This is a genomic window from Roseovarius sp. (genome assembly GCF_018066915.1).
Taxonomy (GTDB): Bacteria; Pseudomonadota; Alphaproteobacteria; order Rhodobacterales; family Rhodobacteraceae; genus Roseovarius.
Window position 1 is genome coordinate 1 of record NZ_JAGPVV010000060.1, and the last position, 20390, is coordinate 20390.

Here is a 20390-nt window from a genome sequence, read left to right on the forward strand (position 1 = left end):
GCCGAATAGGGGCTGCGCGGATCATAGGGCGTGTCTTCGGTGAACTTGACCATTGGGTCGGCAGGCAAAGAGCCGTAAACCTCATCGGTCGAAATATGCTGAAACCGGAAACTCTCTGGCCGCCCCTGTGCCTGCCAATACCCGCGCGCGGCCTCCAAGAGGTTGTAGGTGCCGGTAATATTGGTCTCGACAAAGGTGCCGGGGCCATCAATCGAGCGGTCCACATGGCTCTCGGCGGCCAGATGCAGCACCGCGTCAGGCGTATGGGCGGCAAACACCCGGTCAAGGGCCGCGCGGTCGCGAATATCGGCATGCACAAAGGTATAGAGCGGGCTCTGCGCCACACTCGCCACATTCTCGAGGCAGGCAGCATAGGTCAACGCATCGAGGTTGATCACCTCATGCCCTCGCGCAATCGCGAGCCGCACCACCGCCGACCCGATGAATCCGGCCCCCCCGGTGATCAAGAGCCTCATGCCGTGACCTCATAGACAAACGGGCTCACGAAATCGCGCAGCAAAGGCGCCTTGGCATCCTTGGCGCTCAGCACCGCCGATGCGGGATCAATCCCCCAGTCGATGCCAATCTCGGGATCATCGAACCGCACCGCGCCATCGCAGTCGGGCTCGTAGTAATCCGAACATTTATAAATGATCTCGGTCATCGGCGCGCGGGTGACGAAACCGTGCAAAAATCCTTCTGGGATCAACAGTTGACGCCCATTCTCGAAAGTCAACTCAACACCCACCCACTGACCATAGGTCGGGCTTCCGCGCCGGATATCCACCGCCACATCATAGAGCGCACCGCGCCCGCAGCGCACGAGCTTGGCCTGTGCATGCGGCGGCGATTGAAAATGCAGCCCCCGCACCGTGCCCACCTGTTCCGAGAGCGAATGATTGTCCTGCACGAAATCAATCGCGATTCCGGCCTCTTCCATCCGCCGCCGATTCCAGCTTTCGCTGAAAAATCCGCGCGCATCACCGTGGCGCGCAGGTGTGAGGATCACCACGCCGGGTAAGGAAGTCTGTTCTATGTGCATGGCTTGCTCGTCGTCCTTTGTGCGGCGCAGGGCCAATGCCCCGGATCGCCTCTGTCTCTCACCTTCTGGCAAATCCACACGCTTTTTGCCAGACACAATGTCCACGCGGCAGCCCTATGGCTCCTACCCTCTTGTGGGCGCAGGCGTCAGCAGCCGGCGAAACAGCGCCTCCAGATGGGCCACAGCGCCTGCATGCACATCCGCCGGTCCCATCAGCACCCCCACCTGCGCCTCGAAATCCGCGTAATGCTGCGTTGTGGCCCAGATCGAAAAGAGCAGATGACGCGGATCGACCGGCGCAAGCTTGCCCTGCGCGACCCAGCCTTCGATCACCACCGCCGTCTGATCGACCAACGGTTTCAAAACGCTTTCCAGATGCGGCCCCATGCGCGGCGCGCCCTGCAATATCTCATTGGCAAACAACCGGCTCTCGCGCGGCAGGTCGCGTGACATCTTGAGCTTGCGGCGCACATAGCCCATCAGCTCCTCCAGCGGATCACCTTGCGCATCAATCGCGCGCAGAGGGTCCAGCCAGGCATCCAGCAATTGATTGAGCAAGGTAACGTGGATCTCTTCCTTGCCCTCGAAATAATAAAGAATGTTGGGCTTGCTCAGACCCGCCTCTGCCGCGATCTGATCCAGCGTCGTGCCGCGATAACCATGGGTCGAGAACACCTCGAGCGCCGCCTCGAGAATCCGCTTGCGGTTGCGCAATTGAATCCGGCTTGGCTTGCGACCGGCCTGCGCGGCGGGGGCTTGCGGCATCCTCTTCCTTTCTTTGCGGGGCGCATTTTTCATCACCCCGCCTCCCAGCTTAGCCAGATCACGGCTCAGCCCCAAGACGAATCTTGACAGCGCCCATGCCCCAAGCAATCGTAAGTTTACCAAATGGTAAAAAAGCGAGCAATCCCATGGCGGCACCCGGCGAAAACCTCAAGATCAACAGCACCCGGCTCTGGGATAGCCTGATGGAGATGGCCAAGATCGGCCCCGGCATCGCAGGCGGCAACAACCGCCAGACCCTGACCGATGAAGACGCCGAAGGGCGCGCGCTCTTTCAATCCTGGTGCGAGGCGGCGGGGCTCAGCATGGGCGTCGATGAGATGGGCAATATGTTCGCCCGCCGCGAAGGCACCGACACGCAAGCGCTGCCGGTCTATGTCGGCAGCCATCTGGATACACAACCCACGGGCGGCAAATACGACGGAGTGCTGGGCGTGCTGGCGGGGCTCGAAATCATCCGCACCCTCAACGATCTGGACATCAAGACGCGCCATCCCATCGTCGTCACCAACTGGACGAATGAAGAAGGCACCCGCTTTGCCCCCGCCATGCTCGCCTCGGGCGTCTTCGCGGGCGTGCTGGACCGCGATTGGGCCTATGACCGGGTCGATGCCAAGGGCAAACGCCTTGGCGATGAATTGGAGCGGATTGGCTGGAAAGGCCCCGAAAAGGTGGGCGCCCGCAAGATGCACGCCTTTTTCGAGTTGCATATCGAACAGGGCCCGATCCTCGAGGCCGAAGGCAAGCAAATCGGCGTCGTGACCCACGGCCAGGGTTTGCGCTGGATCGAATGCACCGTTACGGGCAAGGGCCAGCACACCGGCTCGACCCCCATGTATATGCGCCGCAACGCCGGGCGCGGATTGGCGCGGGTCACGGAACTCGTCCACGAAATCGCCCTGCAATATCAACCCAATGCCGTGGGCGCGATCGGTCACATCGACGTCTACCCCAACAGCCGCAACGTCATCCCCGAAAAGGTGGTCTTCACCGTCGATTTCCGCTCTCATATCCTCGAGACACTCGAGGCGATGGTCGAAGACCTCATGGCCTCCGCCCCCGGCCTCTGCGCCGATGTGGGCGTGAAATTCAGCGCCGAAGTGGTCGGCGCCTTTGATCCCCCCGCCTTTGACGAGGCCCTCGTCGCCCGCGTGCGCGACGCCGCCGACCGGCTGGGATATAGCCATATGGACATCGTTTCAGGCGCAGGCCACGATGCCTGCTGGATCAACAAGGTCTATCCCACCACCATGGTCATGTGCCCCTGCAAGGACGGTCTCAGCCATAACGAAGCCGAGGACATCACCCCCGACTGGGCGCGCGCCGGCACCGATGTGCTCTTGCACGCCGTGCTGGAAACGGCGGAGGTGGTGGAGTGATTGGGGGCCAGCCCCCAAACCCCCGGGGTATTTAAAGCCAGATGAAAGACCACCCGCCAGAAAGACAGGGAGACCCCCAATGACCACCAAAGTCATCAAGAACGGCACCGTCGTCACCGCCGACCGCACATGGAAGGCCGATGTGCTGATCGAGGGCGAAACCATCAAACAGATCGGTGCGGACCTCAAGGGCGACACCACGATTGACGCCACGGACGCCTATGTCATCCCCGGCGGCATCGACCCGCACACCCACCTTGAGATGCCCTTCATGGGCACCACCGCCGCCGAGACCTTCGAGACGGGCACATGGGCCGCGGCCTGCGGCGGCACCACGATGATAGTGGATTTCTGCCTGCCCGGTGCCGATGGCAGCATCAAGAACGCCATCAACGAGTGGCACCGCAAATCCGCGCCCCAGATTTGCAGCGACATCGGCTATCACATGGCGATCACCGGCTGGAATGAGACCGTGTTCAACGAAATGAAGGATGCCGTCGATATGGGCGTCAATTCCTTCAAGCATTTCATGGCCTACAAAGGGGCCTTGATGATCGAGGACGACGAGATGTTCGCCTCGTTCAAACGCTGCGCCGAACTGGGCGCGCTGCCGATGGTCCATGCCGAGAATGGCGATCTGGTGGCCGAGATGCAGCAAAAATACTTTGACCAAGGCATCACCGGACCAGAGGGGCACGCCTATTCCCGACCGCCCGAATTCGAGGGCGAGGCTGCCAACCGCGCCATCTGTATTGCCGACGCAGCGGGCGTGCCGCTCTATATTGTGCATGTCAGTTGCGAACAGGCGCACGAGGCGATCCGGCGCGCCCGGCAAAAGGGCATGCGCGTCTACGGCGAGCCGTTGGTGCAGTTCCTCACCCTCGACGAATCCGAGTATTTTAGCAAGGATTGGGACCATGCCGCGCGCCGCGTGATGTCACCCCCCTTCCGCTCCAAGGATCATCAGGACAGCCTCTGGGCCGGGTTGCAGGCCGGATCACTCCAAGTGGTCGCCACCGATCACGCCGCCTTTTCCACCGCGCAGAAACGCGCCGGACGGAATGATTTCCGCATCATCCCCAATGGCTCCAACGGGCTCGAGGAGCGGCTTGCCGTGCTCTGGACGCATGGCGTCGAGACAGGCCGCCTCACGCTCAACGAATTTGTCGCCGTCACCTCGTCCAACGTCGCCAAGATCCTCAACATCTACCCGAAAAAGGGCGCGATTGTCGAAGGCGCGGATGCCGATCTCGTGGTCTGGGACCCCAAGATCACCAAGACGATCAGCGCCTCCAACCACCATTCCATCCTTGATTACAACGTCTTCGAGGGGTTCGAGGTCAAGGCGCAGCCGCGCTATACCCTCAGCCGCGGCGAGGTGATCTGGGCCTGGGGCCAGAATTCACAGCCCCAGCCGGGGCGTGGCCGCTTTGTCCCCCGCCCGGCCTTCCCCTCGGCCCATCAGGCACTCTCGAAATGGAAGGCGCTGACCGCCCCCAAGATGATCCAGCGCGACCCGTTGAATATCCCGGCGGGGATCTGAAAAATCCGGCGCGCAGGGCCCTCATGGCCGGGCGCGCCTCTTGACAACCAATAGCCAGCCGGGCGCAGTAGCGACCGGGCCAGCAGGGGATAGGGTTTGAGCAGCAACACAGTCATCAGCGCGCGCAACCTGTCGCTGACCTTTCAGACCGGCGATGGCCCGGTCCATGCGCTCAAGGACGTGAGCCTTGAAGTGCAAAAGGGCGATTTCGTCAGCTTCATCGGCCCCTCGGGCTGTGGCAAGACCACCTTTCTGCGCTGCATGGCCGATCTGGAGCATCCCACCGGCGGCAGCCTGACGGTGAATGGCACCAGCGCCGAAGATGCGCGCAGATCGCGCGCCTATGGCTATGTGTTTCAGGCGGCAGGGCTCTATCCATGGCGCACCATCGGCGGCAATATCCGCCTGCCGCTCAAAATCATGGGCTACGGGCGCTACGATCAGGACGCTCGCGTCAAGCGCGTGCTGGAATTGGTCGACCTCGCGGGATTCGAGCGGAAATACCCATGGCAGCTTTCGGGCGGCATGCAGCAGCGCGCCAGCATCGCCCGCGCGCTCGCCTTTGACGCCGACATCCTTCTGATGGACGAGCCCTTTGGCGCATTGGATGAAATCGTGCGCGACCATCTCAATGAACAACTCTTGCAACTCTGGGAGCGCACCAACAAGACCATCTGTTTCGTCACCCATTCCATCCCCGAGGCGGTGTATCTGAGCACGAAAATCGTGGTCATGTCGCCCCGCCCCGGCCGCATCACCGATGTGATCGAAAGCACGCTGCCGAAACATCGACCCCTTGATATCCGCGAGACGCCGGAGTTCCTCAACATCGCCCATCGCGTCCGCGAAGGGCTGCGCGCGGGGCATGGCGATGCGGTCTGAGGCCATATGCCCCGCAATGGCCCCCTCCCCTGTGACAGGGAGGGGGGTTTTCACCGTTCACGGTCATCGGCTCTCCAGCCTGTACCGTGGGGGCAGAAAACCACGAATTCCTTTCAGCGTTCTTAAAATACTCAAAATCAGCGCTCGATTTCAGCGCAGGTATTTGAGTATTTTTGGAACAGTGAAGGCAGCGAGGGCATGATGCGTAATCTCCTGCCTGTGCTCACCATCGTCGCCACGCTGCTTGCGCTCTGGTATGCTGCCGCCGTGGCGCTCAACGCGCAATGGGCGCGGGATCAGGCGGCGCGGGCGGGTGAAACCCTTACCATCCCTGCCCTCATCAACGACACATGGTCTCAGGACAAGCCCAAGCTGCCCGCCCCGCATCAGGTGGCGGTCGAAATCTGGCAGACCACCGGTGCCATGGTGCTGGAAGGGCGCGGATTTTCCAAACGCTCACTCTTCTATCATAGCTGGATCACCTTCAGCGCCACGGCGCTCGGCTTTGTCCTTGGCACCGCCCTTGGCATCGCATTGGCCATCGGCATCGTCTACAACCGCACTATGGACATGAGCGTGATGCCTTGGGTCATCGCGAGCCAGACCATTCCCATTCTGGCGATTGCCCCGATGATCATCGTGGTCCTCAATGCCGTGGGCATTTCCGGGCTGCTGCCCAAGGCGATGATCTCGATGTATCTGTCGTTCTTTCCGGTGGTCGTTGGCATGGTCAAGGGGCTGCGCAGCCCCACGCCCATGCAGCTTGACCAGATGCGGACGTGGAACGCGAGCGCCAACCAGACCTTCTGGCGGCTGCGCCTGCCCTCGTCGATGCCCTATCTCTTCACCTCGCTCAAGGTCGGCATGGCCGCAAGCCTTGTCGGTGCCATCGTGGGCGAATTGCCGACCGGAGCCGTAGCAGGACTTGGCGCGCGCCTGCTGGCTGGCAGCTATTATGGCCAGACCATCCAAATCTGGTCGGCGCTCATCATGGCCGCGACGCTGGCGGCGGCGCTGGTGGGGCTGATTGGCCTTATCCAGCGGATCACGCTCAAGCGGATGGGGATGGCGTGATGGGCTGGCTGGCGCTTGGATTGGTGGCATGGGCGCTTGGCTGGTGGATCAATTCCCGCCTGTCGCACCAGCCTAGAACACGGGCCACGCGGCTCTTGGTGCCGGTGATCTTTGGCCTCACTGTGGTGGTGATCTGGGAATGTCTGGTGCGGGGCCTCTCGATCTCCCCCGTCCTATTACCCGCTCCCACCGCCATTGCCGCAACTTTCGCCAAATCCACCCATATCCTTTGGGCCGATTTCGTGCAGACTGCCCTCAAGGGCGCGCTCACCGGCTATATCATGGGCTGCGGCGCGGCCTTTCTCACCGCTATCGCCATCGACCGCTTTCCCTTCCTGCAACGGGGTCTCTTGCCGGTGGGCAATTTCGTCGCCGCCTTGCCGATCATCGGCATGGCCCCCATTCTGGTGATGTGGTTCGGCTTTGACTGGCAGTCCAAGGCGGCGGTCGTCGTGGTCATGGTGTTCTTTCCCATGCTCGTGAACACCGTGCAGGGGCTCACCGATACTGACGCCATGCAGCGCGACCTGATGCGCACCTATGCGGCGGGCTATTGGCAAACCTTGTTCAAGCTGCGCCTGCCCGCCGCGATGCCCTTTATCTTCAATGGCCTCAAGATCGCGACGACACTGGCGTTGATCGGGGCGATTGTGGCAGAGTTCTTTGGCTCGCCCATCAAGGGCATGGGATTCCGCATTTCGACCTCGGTCGGGCAACTGGCGCTCGATCTCGTCTGGGCCGAGATTGTGGTCGCGGCCATTGCGGGCTCTGGATTTTACGGCGCCGTGGCGCTCTTGGAAAAGGCGGTGACCTTCTGGCATCCGTCGCAAAGAGGCCGGGCATAAGACAAAGAAACCACCAACAAGGGAGATGACAGATGAAAAAACTGACAGGACTATTCAGCCTCACGGCGCTGACCGGCTTTGCGGGCATGGCGCAGGCGGCGGATGATCTGACGCTGCAACTCAAATGGGTGACGCAGGCGCAATTCGCAGGCTATTACGTGGCCCTCGACAAGGGTTTTTACGAGGAAGAAGACCTCAACGTCACGATCAAGCCGGGCGGGCCGGATATCGCGCCCACCCAGGTGATCGCGGGCGGCGGCGCAGATGTGACGGTGGAATGGATGCCCGCCGCCCTTTCGGCGCGGGAAAAGGGCCTGCCGCTCGTCAATATCGCGCAGCCGTTCAAATCCTCGGGCATGATGCTGACCTGCCTCAAGGAAACCGGCGTCACCGGGCCGGATGATTTCCCCGGTCGCACGCTGGGTGTCTGGTTCTTTGGCAATGAATTCCCGTTCCTGTCTTGGATGAGCCAGCTTGGCATTTCCACCGAGGGCGGGGCCGATGGCGTGACCGTGCTCAAACAGGGCTTCAACGTCGATCCGCTGTTGCAGAAGCAGGCCGACTGCATCTCGACCATGACCTATAACGAATACTGGCAGGTGATCGACGCCGGCATCACCGAGGATCAACTCATCACCTTCAAATACGAGGATCAGGGCGTCGCCACGCTCGAAGACGGGCTTTATGTTCTGGAAGAAAAGCTGAGCGATCCGGCAGAGGTCGACAAGCTCACCCGCTTTGTACGCGCCTCGATGAAGGGCTGGAAATGGGCCGAGGAAAACCCCGAAGAGGCGGCGATGATCGTTCTCGACAATGACGCCACCGGCGCACAGACCGAAGAGCACCAGATCCGCATGATGACGGAAGTGGCCAAGCTGACCGCAGGCTCCAACGGCGCACTCGACCCCGAGGATTACGAGCGCACGGTGCAATCGCTGCTCTCGGGCGGATCGGACCCGGTGATCAGCGCGCATCCCGGCGACGGCGCATGGACCCACTTAATCAGCGACGCCGCGCTGAACTGATCTTTGCGATTGGCAAACCCGATGGCCCGGACCCGCGTCCGGGCCATTTCTATTTTCAGACAAGCCCCCTCGGGCACCATCATTGATCTAGGGGCTGGCGCACCAGCCCCCACCACATCTTGACCCACCCCCTCAAAAATCTATGCAAATGAATACTTTAATCGAAAACAAGGCTGTGATAGACTTTATGCTATAAATCAATGCCAGCCGGAAAACCGGCGGCGCGAGGCAGTAAAAGAGCAGTTCTATGAAAACACGGGGCAGACAGCCGGTCCGTTGGGGCTTGGTGGCGTTCGCAACTTTCTGGATGCTGGTGATCGTGCCGCTGAGCGCGGCCGCAGCACCCTATGCAGCCTTTGTAATGGACGCCCGCAATGGCGAAGTCCTTTACGCCAATAACGCCGACACGCGGCTGCACCCCGCCTCGTTGACCAAGATGATGACGCTCTACGTGGTCTTTGAGGCCATCGAGAACGGCGAAATCGGCCTTGATGACAAGGTCGTGATTTCCAGAAATGCCGCCTCCGAGCCTCCTAGCAAGCTTGGCGTGCGCGCGGGCAGCTCGATTGCGCTGCGCTATCTCATCCGCGCCGCAGCGGTCAAATCCGCCAATGACGCAGCAACCGCGCTTGGCGAGGCGATTGAAGGGTCCGAGGCACAATTCGCCCGCCGCATGAACCGCACCGCCGAGGCGCTCGGCATGACGCGCACCACCTTCAAGAATGCCCATGGATTGACCGAAAATGGCCACCTCTCCACGGCCCGCGACATGTCCATTCTCGGGCGGCACCTGTTCTATGACTTTCCGCAATATTACAATCTCTTCTCGCGCATCACCACCGATGCCGGCGTGACCTCGGTCAGCCACACCAACCGCCGCCTGCTCGAGGCCTATCGCGGCGCCGACGGGATCAAGACGGGCTATACCCGCGCCGCTGGCTTTAACCTGACCGCAAGCGCAGAGCGGGGTGGCGAACGGATCATTGCCACTGTCTTTGGCGGCCAATCCACGGCCTCGCGCAATGCCAAGGTGGCGGAACTCTTGGATTTGGGTTTTAACAAGGCGCCGACTCAGGTCGCCGTGCATCGCCCCGCACGCCCCCCCTATCTGGGCAAGCTGGGCACGGCACCGGTGATGATCGCCGCAGGCGAAGACCGCCCAAGCGTCGCCGCCAAGACCGTGCGCCTGACCACCGCCGCCGCTGTGGTCAAGAGCCTGCGTCCGCAATCGCGCCCCATGGCCACCGCCCAGATGCCCGTTATCGCCGCACGCGATGATATCGAACGCGCACTTCTCGCCGCTCAAGAGATCGAAACAGCCACGATTGCGGCCTCGGACACGCCCGAGGACAGCGCCACTGTCACCCCCGATGTGCGCCCAGAGCAACGCCCGACCGATATCGTTCTGGCCAGCGCCCCGGCGCCGGAACCGGAACCCGAGGTCGTGACCCGCGTCTCGACCTCTGGCGGGCGGCATTGGGGCATCAACGTGGGCCGCTATTCCAGCGAATACAAGGCGCGCCAGATGCTCTTGCAGACCGCATTGAACGAAATGGCCACGCTTGATGGCAGCCTGCGCAAAGTGGTCCAGCGCCCCGCCGGGTTTGATGCGAATTTCATGGGCATGACCCGCGAGAGCGCCGATCTCGCATGCCGCCGACTGCAGGCCAAGAAGGTCACCTGCTTCATGATCGGGCCAAGCTGAGCACGCGGCGGATTGGGGGCCAGCCCCCAAACCCCCGAGGTATTGCAGGCCAGATGAAATCAGCGTCAGGGTTTGGGGTGGTCGTCCCAATCGTCTGACAGGATGCGCCGTGCGTCGCCTTCGGGATCGTCATACTGGTTCGAGCGCACCGTATAGACAAAGGCCACAAGGCCCACACCACCAAGGATCAGCGAAATCGGAATGAGGTAGGTGAGGATGTTCATCGGCTACCTCAGGCGCAGCGCGTTGAGAGAGACAGTGATCGAACTCAGCGACATGGCCAAGGCCGCGATCAGTGGCGAACAGAGCCCCACCACCGCCAGCGGCACGGCAATGATGTTATAAACCGTCGCAATCTGGAAATTCTCGCGGATGCGGCGCGTTGCGGACTGCGCCGTCACACAGGCCGCCGCAATCGGCGAGAGGTCATTGCCCAAAAGCACGATATCCGAGGCCACCCGCGCGGCATCCAGCGCCGTCGCGGGCGAGATCGACACATGCGCCCCAGCCAGCGCGGCGGTATCGTTCAGCCCGTCACCCACCATCAGCACATGCGCGCCCTCTGCGGTCAATGCCGCCACGCGCGCCACCTTGTCGGCCGGCAGCGCCTCGGCCATCCAGTGCGATATCCCAAGACGCTTGGCCAATGCCTCGACCGCAGGGGTGGTATCACCGGAAATCAGGATCACCCGCTTGCCCTGATCCATCAACCCTTGCACCGCCTCGGCGGCACCGGGCCGCAGCGCATCGGTAAAGGTGATGGCAACCGGCGGCTCCTCCCCGACCTTGAGAAAGGTCGCTGTCTCGGACAAACCTTGCGCCCCAGTCCAACTTGCCCGCCCCAAACGGACCTCTTGGCCCATGTAACTGGCTTTTGTACCATATCCGGGCACTTCTGTAAGGTCTGTAAGGTCAGCCGCCACGATCCCCGCCGCGCGCGCGGCACGGGTGATCGACTGCGCCAGCGGATGCGACGACCCCTGCGCCAGCGCAAGCGCCAATTCCACGACCGGGCGCGGCAGCGTCCCAAGGTTGGTCGCCTGCGGCATCCCCGTGGTCAGCGTTCCGGTCTTGTCGAACACCACCGTGTCGACCTGTGCCAGCCGTTCAAGTGCTGTTTCATGCTTGATCAGCATCCCCCGCCGGAATAGCCGCCCCGAGGCCGCCGTCGTCACCGCAGGAACGGCAAGGCCAAGCGCACAAGGACAGGTGATGATCAGAACCGCAGCCGCAATATTCAGCGCCGTGCGCACGTCCCATGTATAGAGATACCAGCCCAAAAAGCTGAGCCCCGCAAGGATATGCACCCCCGGCGCATAGAGCTTGGCGGCGCTATCGGCGAGCGAGGTATAGCGCGAGCGCCCCGATTCCGCGATGGCCACCAGATCGGCCATGCGGTGCAGCGAGGTTTCACGCCCCACCGCCGTGGCGCGGATGGTCAGTGGCCCGGTCAGGTTCACCTCTCCGGCGCTGACAACCTGCCCCACGCCCGCAAAGACCGGCAGCGTTTCGCCCGTCAGCAGCGAGCGGTCGATCTCTGACGTGCCCCGGACAATCTCGCCATCCACCGGCATGCGCCCACCGGGCCGCACGAGGATATGATCGCCAACAGCCAATTGCGCAACGTTTACAACCTCTTCGACACCGTCCACCAGCCGCGTGGCGCGCGGCACTTCGAGCGCGGTCAGCTCTTCGGCGGCAGAGCGGGCAATCGCCCGCGTCCGGTGATCCAGATACCGCCCCGCCAATAGAAAGAACGTGAGCGCCATGGCCGCGTCGAAATAGGCATGATGCCCCGACAGCATGGTTTCCCAGAGCGAGGTGAGGATCGCCAACACAATGGCCAGAACGATCGGCACATCCATATTGAGCCGCCCATTGCGCAAGGCCGCCCAGGCATTGCGAAAGAACGGCACGCCGGAAAAGGCAATCGCAGGCAGGGTGATCGCGGCGGAAATCCAGTGGAACATGTCGCGCGTCGCATCCTCGGCCCCGGACCAGACCGACACCGACAAGAGCATGACATTCATGCTGGCAAAACCCGCCACAGCGAGCCGCATCAAGAGATCGCGCCCGGCGCGGTCATTGGCCGTGGCATTGAGCGTGCCCTGATCCAGCTCATAGGCCTCGTATCCCAGCCCTTCGACCAACGCGCGCATTTCTTCGGCGGTCACGTCGGGGGCGGCGTCGATGCTAGCGCGCTTGAGGGTCAGGTTGACGCGCGCCGAATTCACCCGGTTATCGGCGTTGAGCGCCCGCTCGATCTTGGAAATGCAGGCCGAGCAATGGATCGTGGGCAAGGATAGCGCAATCTGCGCATGTGGCAGGGCGCGCGCCGCCAGCGCCTCTGCCGCCGGAACAGCGGCACAGGCCGGGCAGGCCGAAGGCGAGGGGCGCATGGACAGGGTCATGGTCTATTCCTTGAGCAGAATGACGCGCTGTTGAAAGAGGGTGCCGTCCGGGTTCCAGGCCTTCATGCGGATGTTCCAGTTGCCACCACCCAGGTCCACCGGGGCAACATAGGCCCGACCATCATAGCGGAATTCGGGCGTCTGGTCGTCGCGCACATGGGTCGCGCGGCCAACCGTAGCCTCCAGCTTTGCCACCTCGACAGGTTTGCCCGCCGCGTCGGTGATATGCAGCATCAAGACACCGCCCGCGTGATCCGCCACGACGGTCCAGCCCAGCCCCTCTTGCGCGGCCTTGCGGTCGTTGAATTCCTGACTGGCGACATAGGAATTCTTGACCTCGAGCCCCGGAAAGGTCCGCACCGCCGACCAGGCCAGCACCAGATTGACCGCAATGATGACGCCAAAGGCCCCGACAAAGCCGATAAACACGTGTTTGCCAGTAATCTCACGCTCGGCCATCAGTCATCCTCTCCGTTAAAGACCGTATCTTTGTGGGCCCGCTCACCGCTTGTGAGATCCTCGATCCAGATGCGGACATCGCTACGCTCTTCTGTGGCGGGCTCTGATCCTGCCGGGGCCACCAGATAGACGCGTTGCAAATGCACTTCATCGGCGTTCACACTGATCTTGCCGTCGGTGGCCCCTTCCAGTTCGACCTTGATTGCCGGATCGCCCTTGACTGTGACCTCGAATTCCCGCGTCTCGTGCTGCATGTTGCGGATACGCACCTCATAGGTATTGCGGATCGAGCCATCGGACAGCGTCACATATGTCGGGTTGCGGACTGGCGCCACAGTGAGGTCGATATCCGACCGGATGAACAACGCAAACACAAGCCCGACCCCCACCAGCGACCAGAGCGCGGTGTAGAGGATCGTGCGCGGGCGCAGGATATGTTTCATGATCGGCTTGGGCTTGCCGCCCGCGCGCTCTGACACTTCATCGGTAAAGGCCATATAGTCGATCAAGCCACGCGGCTTGCCGATCTTGGCCATGATGTCGTCGCACGCGTCGATGCAGAGCGCGCAGGTGATGCACTCCAACTGTTGACCATCGCGAATGTCGATCCCGACCGGGCAGACGTTGACGCAGGCCATGCAGTCGATGCAATCACCCTGCGGCGCGCCCTCCTTGACCGCCTCGGAATTCTTGCGCGGCTCGCCGCGCCATTCACGGTAGCCGACGGTCAGCGTATCCTCATCCATCATCGCCGCCTGAATGCGCGGCCATGGGCAAGCATAAATACAGATCTGTTCGCGGGCAAAACCACCAAAGAAAAACGTCGTGCCCGTCAGCACCGCAATTGTCGTATAGGCGATGGGATGGGCGTTGAGGGTAAAGAGATCGACCAGCAGCGTCGGCGCATCGGTGAAATAGAACACCCAAGCGCCCCCGGTGGCCACCGCGATCAAAGCCCAAGTGATCCACTTGGTCAGCCGCAGCCGCACCTTGCGCAGATCCAAATTCTTTTGCCGGTGCAGGCGCAGCCGCGCATTGCGATCCCCTTCGATCCAGCGTTCGACCAGAATGAAGAGGTCGGTCCAGACTGTCTGCGGACAGGCATAGCCACACCAGACCCGACCCAAGGCCGAGGTAAAGAGGAATAGCCCCAAACCCGCCATGACCAAGAGACCGGCCACGAAATAGAATTCATGCGGCCAAATCTCGATCCAGAAGAAAAAGAACCGCCGATTGGCCAAATCGAGCAACACCGCCTGATCCGGCAACGCAGCACCCCGGTCCCAGCGAATCCAGGGCGTGACGTAATAAATGCCCAAGGTGACGATCATGATCACCCATTTGAGGTTGCGAAACTTGCCATATACCCGTTTGGGAAAGACCGGTTCGCGCGCGGCATAGAGGGATTGCGGTTCTGTTGGCTGGGAATCGGCCACGGACATACTCCGGTATGATCATTCTCTTGATCGTGTTCTGTCAGGATACGAGCGCAACAGCTTTGACCTGTGTCAAATTCTGAATCTAGAATCGATCTATTGCGCCGCACCACGTTGTCGAGCCATGCGCCGCAGCCACGCCACAAAGGCGCGCGCCGCAGGGCGCAGCACGCCGGGGCGTGTTACCACATGATAGCCGCTATCGGCATGGTCCTGAAACAAGAGCCGTAGTCGGCCCGCCGCGATATCCTGACGCACCCAATCCAGAACCGTGACGGCGACACCCTGCCCATCGCGCAGCCCGTCCAGCAACAGGTTGCCCGGCACCTGCATCAACCCGGCCACCCGCTCGCGGGTCACGCCGCGATGACGCAGCCAGTCGCTCGCCTCATTGGTTCCGAATTCCTGAAGCCAAGGCAGATCGGCCAGATCAGACGGGCTCTCGATCCGCCGCCCCTCGACAAGTCTTGGGGCAGCCACCGCAACAATGGGCGAAGAGAACAGCAATTCAGCCTCCAGCCCCGGCCACTCTCCGGGTCCATAGCGGATTGCAATGTCGATGCCGCCCGGCTCCAGCGCCACCAGCCGAGGGGTCGGGTCGATCATCAGGTCAATCTCGGGATGGCGGTGGCGGAAATCCCCCAGACAGGGCATGAGCCAGTGCGCCGCAAAACTCGGCGTTGTCGAGATTTGCAAAGGGCGCTCTGAACTCTGTTGAGACAACGTTTCAACCGCACGCGCAATCGCGCCAAAGCCAAGCGTCAGCGCATCCGCCAGGTCCTGACCTTCCGCCGTGAGGCGCAGGTTCCGCCCCGAGCGATCCACAAGCACAAGGCCCATATGCGCCTCAAGCTGCTTGATTTGTTGGCTGACCGCCGCATGGCTGACGTTGAGCCGGGCCCCAGCCGCCGCCGTGCCCCCGGTTTCGGCCAAGGCAGCAAAGGCCCGCAGAGCGGTCAGAGGGGGGAGCGATAACCAATCCATGATGTAAGTATAACTTACAATCCAAAACTATTCCAGAGTCGCAAATCACGCCGCATTTCCCCATTCTGAAAGCAGGATCACCAGATAGGAAAGGTCAAAGCAATGCTCGGAATTCTCGCCAATACTTTCAGAACCGCCACACGGATGGACCTGCCGCCCGTGCGTCGACCTCCGCATTGGCCACCGGCAGAGCGGTTCGACACCCGCGCCGGTGCCGAGTTGGAGGCGCATCTGACCGCGCGCAGGCGCTTCTGAAACACACGACAGGAAAGGCCCCGCAAGGGGGCCGATCGGGTGACAAACGCGCCGGTCCTGTAGGTCATCGGCACCGGCCCTTCCAGGAAACGCGCGAACAGAACGGAAGGACCGGCACCTACCCCCGAGCCTCGCGGCTCGGGGTATTCTTTCAGGGATTACTCGCCCCCGCCAAGCTGGTGGACATAGATCGCCACAGCGCGAATCTCGGCCTCGCTCAGATCGGCCCCGCCCATCGGCGGCATCACGCCAAAGCGCGAATAGGTGACGGTTTCCTTGATCGTGTCGAACGACCCGCCATAGAGCCAGATCGCATCGGCCAGGTTCGGGGCCCCCTGATAGATATCGCCCGCTCCAGCCTCGCCGTGACAGGCGGCGCAATTCTCCGCAAACACGGTCTGACCTTCGGCAACCAGAGATGCATCCTGCGGTTCGCCCGACATCGACATCACATAATTGGCGACTTGATCAATCTGCGCCGGTTCCAGAATCTCGCCAAAGGCGGGCATCTGCGAATAGCGCGCATCAGGGTCCTCTTGGTTGCGGATACCATGGGCGATCGTGGTGTGAATATCCTCGATCGTGCCGCCCCAGAGCCAGTCATTGTCCAAGAGGTTGGGATAGCCTTTGGCCCCCGCCGCCCCCGAGCCATGGCACTGTGCGCACCATGTCTTGAACACGGCATTGCCTGCCGATGTGGCATAGCCCTGCAATTCGGGATCACCGGCAATCGCGGTCAGTTCCACCGTTTCCAGCTTGGCATTGATGGCGGCATTGGCGGCCTCGGCCTCGGCCAGTTCGACCGCGACATTGGCGCGCGTCGACCAGCCCTTGTATCCGGCCGTAGCGCTCTGAACGAGCGGCCAAGCCGGATAGGCGATCACATACCAAATGCCCCAGACGATACAGGCATAGAAGGTCCACAGCCACCAGCGCGGCAAGGGATTGTTGTATTCTTCAATCCCGTCCCATTGATGGCCGGTGGTTTCGACCTCTTGGTTCTTCTTATTGGGTTGTTTGGCCATGTCTCATGCCTCCTCGTGCCGGGCGCCATGGGCGGGGGCCGGTTTGTCTTCGTGCCGGAACGGAATGGTTGACGGGTTCTCATAGCTCTTGGTGGCGCCGGGGCGAAACACCCAGAGCACGACACCGACAAAGAACGTAAAGAGCACCAGCAACATCCAGCTATCGGCGAATTGGCGCAACAGGGAATAGGTTTCCATCGCTCTACCCCCCTATCGGCTTGCGTCGGGGGTGAAGGTCGAGAAATCGACCAGCGTCCCCAGCATCTGCAGATAGGCGATCAGCGCATCCGCTTCGGAAATACCCGGCTGCCCGTCAAAATTGCGCACCTGTGCCTTGGGGTAACGCGCCAAGAGACCCTCGGTATCGCCATCAGGATCAATCTGAACCGAGAAATCGGCCTTGGCGTTCTCGATCATCTCGTCGCTATAGGGCACCCCCACCAGACGGTGCGCCTTGAGCAGGTCCTCGATATGCTCAGGCTCGATCATCCGGTTTTCGAGAAAGCCGTACTTGGGCATCACCGATTCCGGCACCACAGACTGCGGATCGCGCAGGTGGTCCACGTGCCAGTCATCGGAATAGCGGCCACCGACGCGGGCCAGATCCGGCCCGGTCCGCTTGGACCCCCACTGGAACGGGTGATCGTATTTCGATTCCGCCGCCAGCGAGTAATGCCCATACCGCTCGACCTCGTCGCGCATCGGGCGGATCATCTGACTATGGCAGACATAGCACCCTTCGCGCAGGTAAATGTCGCGCCCGGCCAACTCCAGCGGCGAGTAGGGGCGCATGCCCTCTACATCCTCGATGGTGTTCTCGAGCCAGAACAGCGGGGCGATCTGCACGATCCCCCCGACCGTGACCACAAGGAAGGCAAAGATCGCCAAAAGCGTGACGTTCTTTTCCAGGATTGCGTGTTTGTCCAGAATTGCCATCTCTCCGGCCCTCCTTATTCAGCCGGGACTGCGCTGTTCACAGGCGCAACGGCCGGCGAACGTGTCACAGTCATCCAGAGGTTGTAGCACATGATCAACGCACCCGAGAGGAACATGACCCCACCCAGACCGCGCACCACATACATCGGGAACTTGGCCGCCACAGTGTCCGCGAACGAGTTCACGAGGAAACCGTTGGCATCGACTTCGCGCCACATCAGGCCTTCCATGATCCCCGTCACCCACATCGAGGCGGCGTAGAGAATGATGCCGATGGTCGCGAGCCAGAAGTGCCAGCTCACAAGGCTCAGACTATAGAGCCGCTCACGGTTCCACAGTTTGGGCACAAGGAAGTAGAGCGCGCCAAAGGTGATCATGCCGTTCCAGCCCAGAGCACCCGAATGCACGTGCCCAATGGTCCAGTCGGTGTAATGCGACAGAGAGTTGACCGCGCGGATCGACATCATCGGCCCTTCAAAGGTCGACATGCCGTAAAACCCGATGGAAATCACCATCATCCGGATCACCGGATCGGTGCGCAGCTTGTCCCATGCGCCCGAGAGCGTCATCAGACCATTGATCATGCCACCCCAGGACGGCATCCACAGAATGATCGAGAACAGCATGCCAAGCGTCGAGGCCCAGTCAGGCAGAGCGGTGTAATGCAGATGGTGCGGACCGGCCCAGATGTAGATAAAGATCAGCGCCCAGAAGTGGATGATCGACAGTTTGTAGCTGTAAACCGGGCGTTCGGCCTGCTTGGGCACAAAGTAATACATCATGCCAAGGAACCCGGCGGTCAGGAAAAAGCCCACCGCGTTATGCCCATACCACCACTGGGTCATCGCATCCTGCACGCCCGAGAAGACCTGCACCGACTTGGAGCCAAAGACCGAAACCGGAATGCTGAGGTTGTTGACCACATGGAGCATTGCCACCGTGATGATGAACGACAGGTAAAACCAGTTCGCCACGTAGATATGCGGCTCTTTCCGCTTGACGATGGTGCCCAGGAATACGGCCAGATAGGCCAGCCAGACCACCGTCAACCACAGATCCACATACCACTCGGGCTCTGCATACTCCTTGGACTGCGTGGCCCCCAGCAAATAGCCAGTGGCGGCCAGCACGATCACAAGCTGATAGCCCCAGAATACGAACCACGCCAGATTGCCACCCCAGAGCCGCGCCGCAGAGGTGCGTTGCACGACGTAAAAGGACGTGGCGATCAGAGCGTTGCCTCCAAAGGCGAAAATCACCGCCGAGGTGTGCAGCGGGCGCAACCGACCAAAATTCGCATATCCCTGCGCCCATTCGAAATTGAGCCCCGGAAAAGCAAGTTGAAAGGCGATGAATGTGCCCGCGAGGAAACCGACAACGCCCCAGAGCGCGGTTGCGATCACCCCGGCGCGGATCACGCCATCCATGTATTCCCCCGACAGATCCACGCGGGATCTCGGTTCATCCGTGTGGCGCAAGGTCCACAGGAAAAGCCCACCAGCCACCAGCGCCACTGTCAGCGCATTCACCAGGTAGGCCAGATCGCGCGCATAATTGGCCGCGATCAACGCCAGAAGCGTGACCAGACCAAGCACGATCAGCTTGATGTAATTCGTCATGTTGCGTCCCTTCGTCTCTTTCTACCCGAGTCGCCGTGACCCGTGCAGCCGCGTTAGACTGTGACCGTAATGCTAGGGTCGGACTCAACTATCCTTGATCTGTGTCAAAACACTGACTTTGATCAATTGATCCGCGTCAAGGCAGCCCCAGCAATACACCTCTAGGGTGACATAACGTGCGACACAGTCAAAGGAATGCGACATGACATACAACAGCCTGTTTTCCGTTTTGACCGATGAGTCCCTTGTTGAGGAAACCCTGACCCACGCCACCAGCATGGCCACCCGGCATGATGCGCATCTCGATGTGCTCTGCTTGGGCGTGGATCGCAGCCAATCCGGCTATTACTATTCCGGTGCCAGCGCCATCGTGCTGCAGGAAACCATCGCCCGCGCTCAGGAAGAGGCCGCCGCCATCGAAGCCAAGGCGCGCGCGTTGCTCAAAAATTCATCCCTGCGTTGGGGAATTGAATCGGGTGTCTGCCAATTGGCGGATCTGGGGCGGCATGTTGCGACCCGGGCGCGATTCTCGGATCTGGTGATTCTGCCGCAGCCCTATGGCAAGGGGCGTGGTGCCGAACTCGAACCCGTGACCGAATCAGCACTCTTCGAGGGATGCACCCCGGTTTTGATCGCCCCCGCCGGTGGCACGCCGGTTCCTAACCCCGGCCGGATCATGGTCGGCTGGAACGAAAGCACCGAGGCCTTGGGCGCGGTGCGCGCGGCGTTGCCCCTGCTCAAGACCGCGGAAGTGGTGCATGTGGTGGTGATCGACCCGCCCACCCATGGGCCCAACCGCTCTGATCCCGGCGGGCTCTTGTCGCAGTATCTCTCGCGTCACGGGGTCAAGGTCGAGATCGACGTGCTCGCCAAGACCTTGCCGCGTGTCTCGGACGTGCTCTTGCGGCATGTGCGCGACATGGATGCCGATATGGTCGTGATGGGAGCCTACGGCCACTCGCGCTTTCGCGAAGCCATCTTCGGCGG

21 protein-coding genes are annotated in these 20390 nt (G+C 61.4%); 9 read left to right on the forward strand and 12 right to left on the reverse strand.

Annotated elements, in window-relative coordinates:
* From KBT70_RS03670 to KBT70_RS03680, 3 genes are all read right to left on the reverse strand, one after another.
* On the reverse strand, positions 1-476 hold a 476-nt coding region (locus KBT70_RS03670), incomplete at its 3' end, for a GDP-mannose 4,6-dehydratase (RefSeq protein WP_296628934.1).
* On the reverse strand, positions 473-1042 hold the full coding sequence (gene rfbC / locus KBT70_RS03675; protein WP_296628936.1) for a dTDP-4-dehydrorhamnose 3,5-epimerase: 570 nt from the start codon (positions 1040-1042) through the stop codon (positions 473-475). The genes KBT70_RS03670 and rfbC, both read right to left, overlap by 4 nt.
* A gap of 123 nt (positions 1043-1165) precedes the next feature.
* Positions 1166-1807, reverse strand: coding sequence for a TetR family transcriptional regulator C-terminal domain-containing protein (locus KBT70_RS03680; RefSeq protein WP_296628937.1), 642 nt, complete (start codon positions 1805-1807; stop codon positions 1166-1168).
* Positions 1808-1953: 146 nt separating this feature from the next.
* On the opposite strand from KBT70_RS03680, the gene KBT70_RS03685 reads away from it, so the two are divergent.
* From KBT70_RS03685 to KBT70_RS03715, 7 genes are all read left to right on the forward strand, one after another.
* Positions 1954-3204 (forward strand): Zn-dependent hydrolase, encoded by a 1251-nt coding sequence (locus tag KBT70_RS03685; RefSeq protein WP_296628939.1) that lies wholly within the window; start codon positions 1954-1956, stop codon positions 3202-3204.
* 79 nt (positions 3205-3283) lie between these two features.
* Positions 3284-4747 carry a dihydropyrimidinase gene (gene hydA, locus KBT70_RS03690; RefSeq protein ID WP_296628941.1) on the forward strand — a complete coding sequence of 488 codons (1464 nt, stop codon included), beginning with the start codon at positions 3284-3286 and terminating at the stop codon, positions 4745-4747.
* Positions 4748-4843: 96 nt separating this feature from the next.
* Positions 4844-5629 carry an ABC transporter ATP-binding protein gene (locus KBT70_RS03695; RefSeq protein WP_296628943.1) on the forward strand — a complete coding sequence of 262 codons (786 nt, stop codon included), beginning with the start codon at positions 4844-4846 and terminating at the stop codon, positions 5627-5629.
* A 198-nt stretch (positions 5630-5827) separates the two neighbouring features.
* Positions 5828-6703 carry an ABC transporter permease gene (locus tag KBT70_RS03700; protein WP_296628946.1) on the forward strand — a complete coding sequence of 292 codons (876 nt, stop codon included), beginning with the start codon at positions 5828-5830 and terminating at the stop codon, positions 6701-6703.
* Positions 6703-7548, forward strand: coding sequence for an ABC transporter permease (locus KBT70_RS03705; protein ID WP_296628948.1), 846 nt, complete (start codon positions 6703-6705; stop codon positions 7546-7548). Before KBT70_RS03700 ends, KBT70_RS03705 begins: the two co-directional genes overlap by 1 nt.
* Positions 7549-7580: 32 nt before the next feature.
* Complete coding sequence (locus KBT70_RS03710) at positions 7581-8573, forward strand: ABC transporter substrate-binding protein (RefSeq protein ID WP_296628951.1); 993 nt, start codon at positions 7581-7583, stop codon at positions 8571-8573.
* A 247-nt stretch (positions 8574-8820) separates the two neighbouring features.
* Positions 8821-10278, forward strand: coding sequence for a D-alanyl-D-alanine carboxypeptidase family protein (locus KBT70_RS03715; RefSeq protein WP_296628953.1), 1458 nt, complete (start codon positions 8821-8823; stop codon positions 10276-10278).
* 65 nt (positions 10279-10343) lie between these two features.
* On the opposite strand, the gene ccoS is transcribed toward KBT70_RS03715, so the two are convergent.
* The 5 genes from ccoS to KBT70_RS03740 all read right to left on the reverse strand — a co-directional run bounded on the left by ccoS (position 10344) and on the right by KBT70_RS03740 (position 15568).
* Positions 10344-10502: a cbb3-type cytochrome oxidase assembly protein CcoS gene (gene ccoS, locus KBT70_RS03720; protein WP_037241323.1), complete on the reverse strand. Its 159-nt coding sequence runs from the start codon at positions 10500-10502 to the stop codon at positions 10344-10346.
* Between the two features lie 3 nt (positions 10503-10505).
* Positions 10506-12689: a heavy metal translocating P-type ATPase gene (locus KBT70_RS03725; protein WP_296628958.1), complete on the reverse strand. Its 2184-nt coding sequence runs from the start codon at positions 12687-12689 to the stop codon at positions 10506-10508.
* 3 nt (positions 12690-12692) lie between these two features.
* The gene (locus KBT70_RS03730; RefSeq protein WP_296628960.1) at positions 12693-13148 is read right to left on the reverse strand and encodes a FixH family protein; all 456 of its coding nucleotides are present in this window, start codon (positions 13146-13148) and stop codon (positions 12693-12695) included.
* Entirely contained in the window at positions 13148-14590 is a 1443-nt protein-coding gene (gene ccoG, locus KBT70_RS03735; protein ID WP_296628962.1) for a cytochrome c oxidase accessory protein CcoG, read from the reverse strand. The genes KBT70_RS03730 and ccoG overlap by 1 nt, the downstream gene beginning before the upstream one ends.
* Positions 14591-14680: 90 nt before the next feature.
* Positions 14681-15568: a LysR family transcriptional regulator gene (locus tag KBT70_RS03740; RefSeq protein ID WP_296628964.1), complete on the reverse strand. Its 888-nt coding sequence runs from the start codon at positions 15566-15568 to the stop codon at positions 14681-14683.
* 102 nt (positions 15569-15670) lie between these two features.
* Between KBT70_RS03740 and KBT70_RS03745 the strand changes: the two genes are divergently transcribed.
* Positions 15671-15823: a hypothetical protein gene (locus KBT70_RS03745; RefSeq protein WP_296628966.1), complete on the forward strand. Its 153-nt coding sequence runs from the start codon at positions 15671-15673 to the stop codon at positions 15821-15823.
* 158 nt (positions 15824-15981) lie between these two features.
* Here KBT70_RS03745 and ccoP read toward each other — a convergent pair whose 3' ends face one another.
* From ccoP to ccoN, 4 genes are read right to left on the reverse strand one after another with little or no spacing between them, the layout of a single operon-like run.
* Positions 15982-16848, reverse strand: a complete 867-nt coding sequence (gene ccoP / locus KBT70_RS03750) for a cytochrome-c oxidase, cbb3-type subunit III (protein WP_296628968.1) — start codon at positions 16846-16848, stop codon at positions 15982-15984.
* A gap of 3 nt (positions 16849-16851) precedes the next feature.
* The gene (locus tag KBT70_RS03755; protein ID WP_296628970.1) at positions 16852-17046 is read right to left on the reverse strand and encodes a cbb3-type cytochrome c oxidase subunit 3; all 195 of its coding nucleotides are present in this window, start codon (positions 17044-17046) and stop codon (positions 16852-16854) included.
* Positions 17047-17058: 12 nt separating this feature from the next.
* Positions 17059-17784 carry a cytochrome-c oxidase, cbb3-type subunit II gene (gene ccoO / locus KBT70_RS03760; RefSeq protein ID WP_296628973.1) on the reverse strand — a complete coding sequence of 242 codons (726 nt, stop codon included), beginning with the start codon at positions 17782-17784 and terminating at the stop codon, positions 17059-17061.
* A 14-nt stretch (positions 17785-17798) separates the two neighbouring features.
* Entirely contained in the window at positions 17799-19403 is a 1605-nt protein-coding gene (ccoN, locus tag KBT70_RS03765) for a cytochrome-c oxidase, cbb3-type subunit I (protein ID WP_296628975.1), read from the reverse strand.
* A gap of 202 nt (positions 19404-19605) precedes the next feature.
* On the opposite strand from ccoN, the gene KBT70_RS03770 reads away from it, so the two are divergent.
* A partial coding sequence (locus KBT70_RS03770; protein WP_296628978.1) for a universal stress protein occupies positions 19606-20390 on the forward strand: 785 nt, incomplete at its 3' end.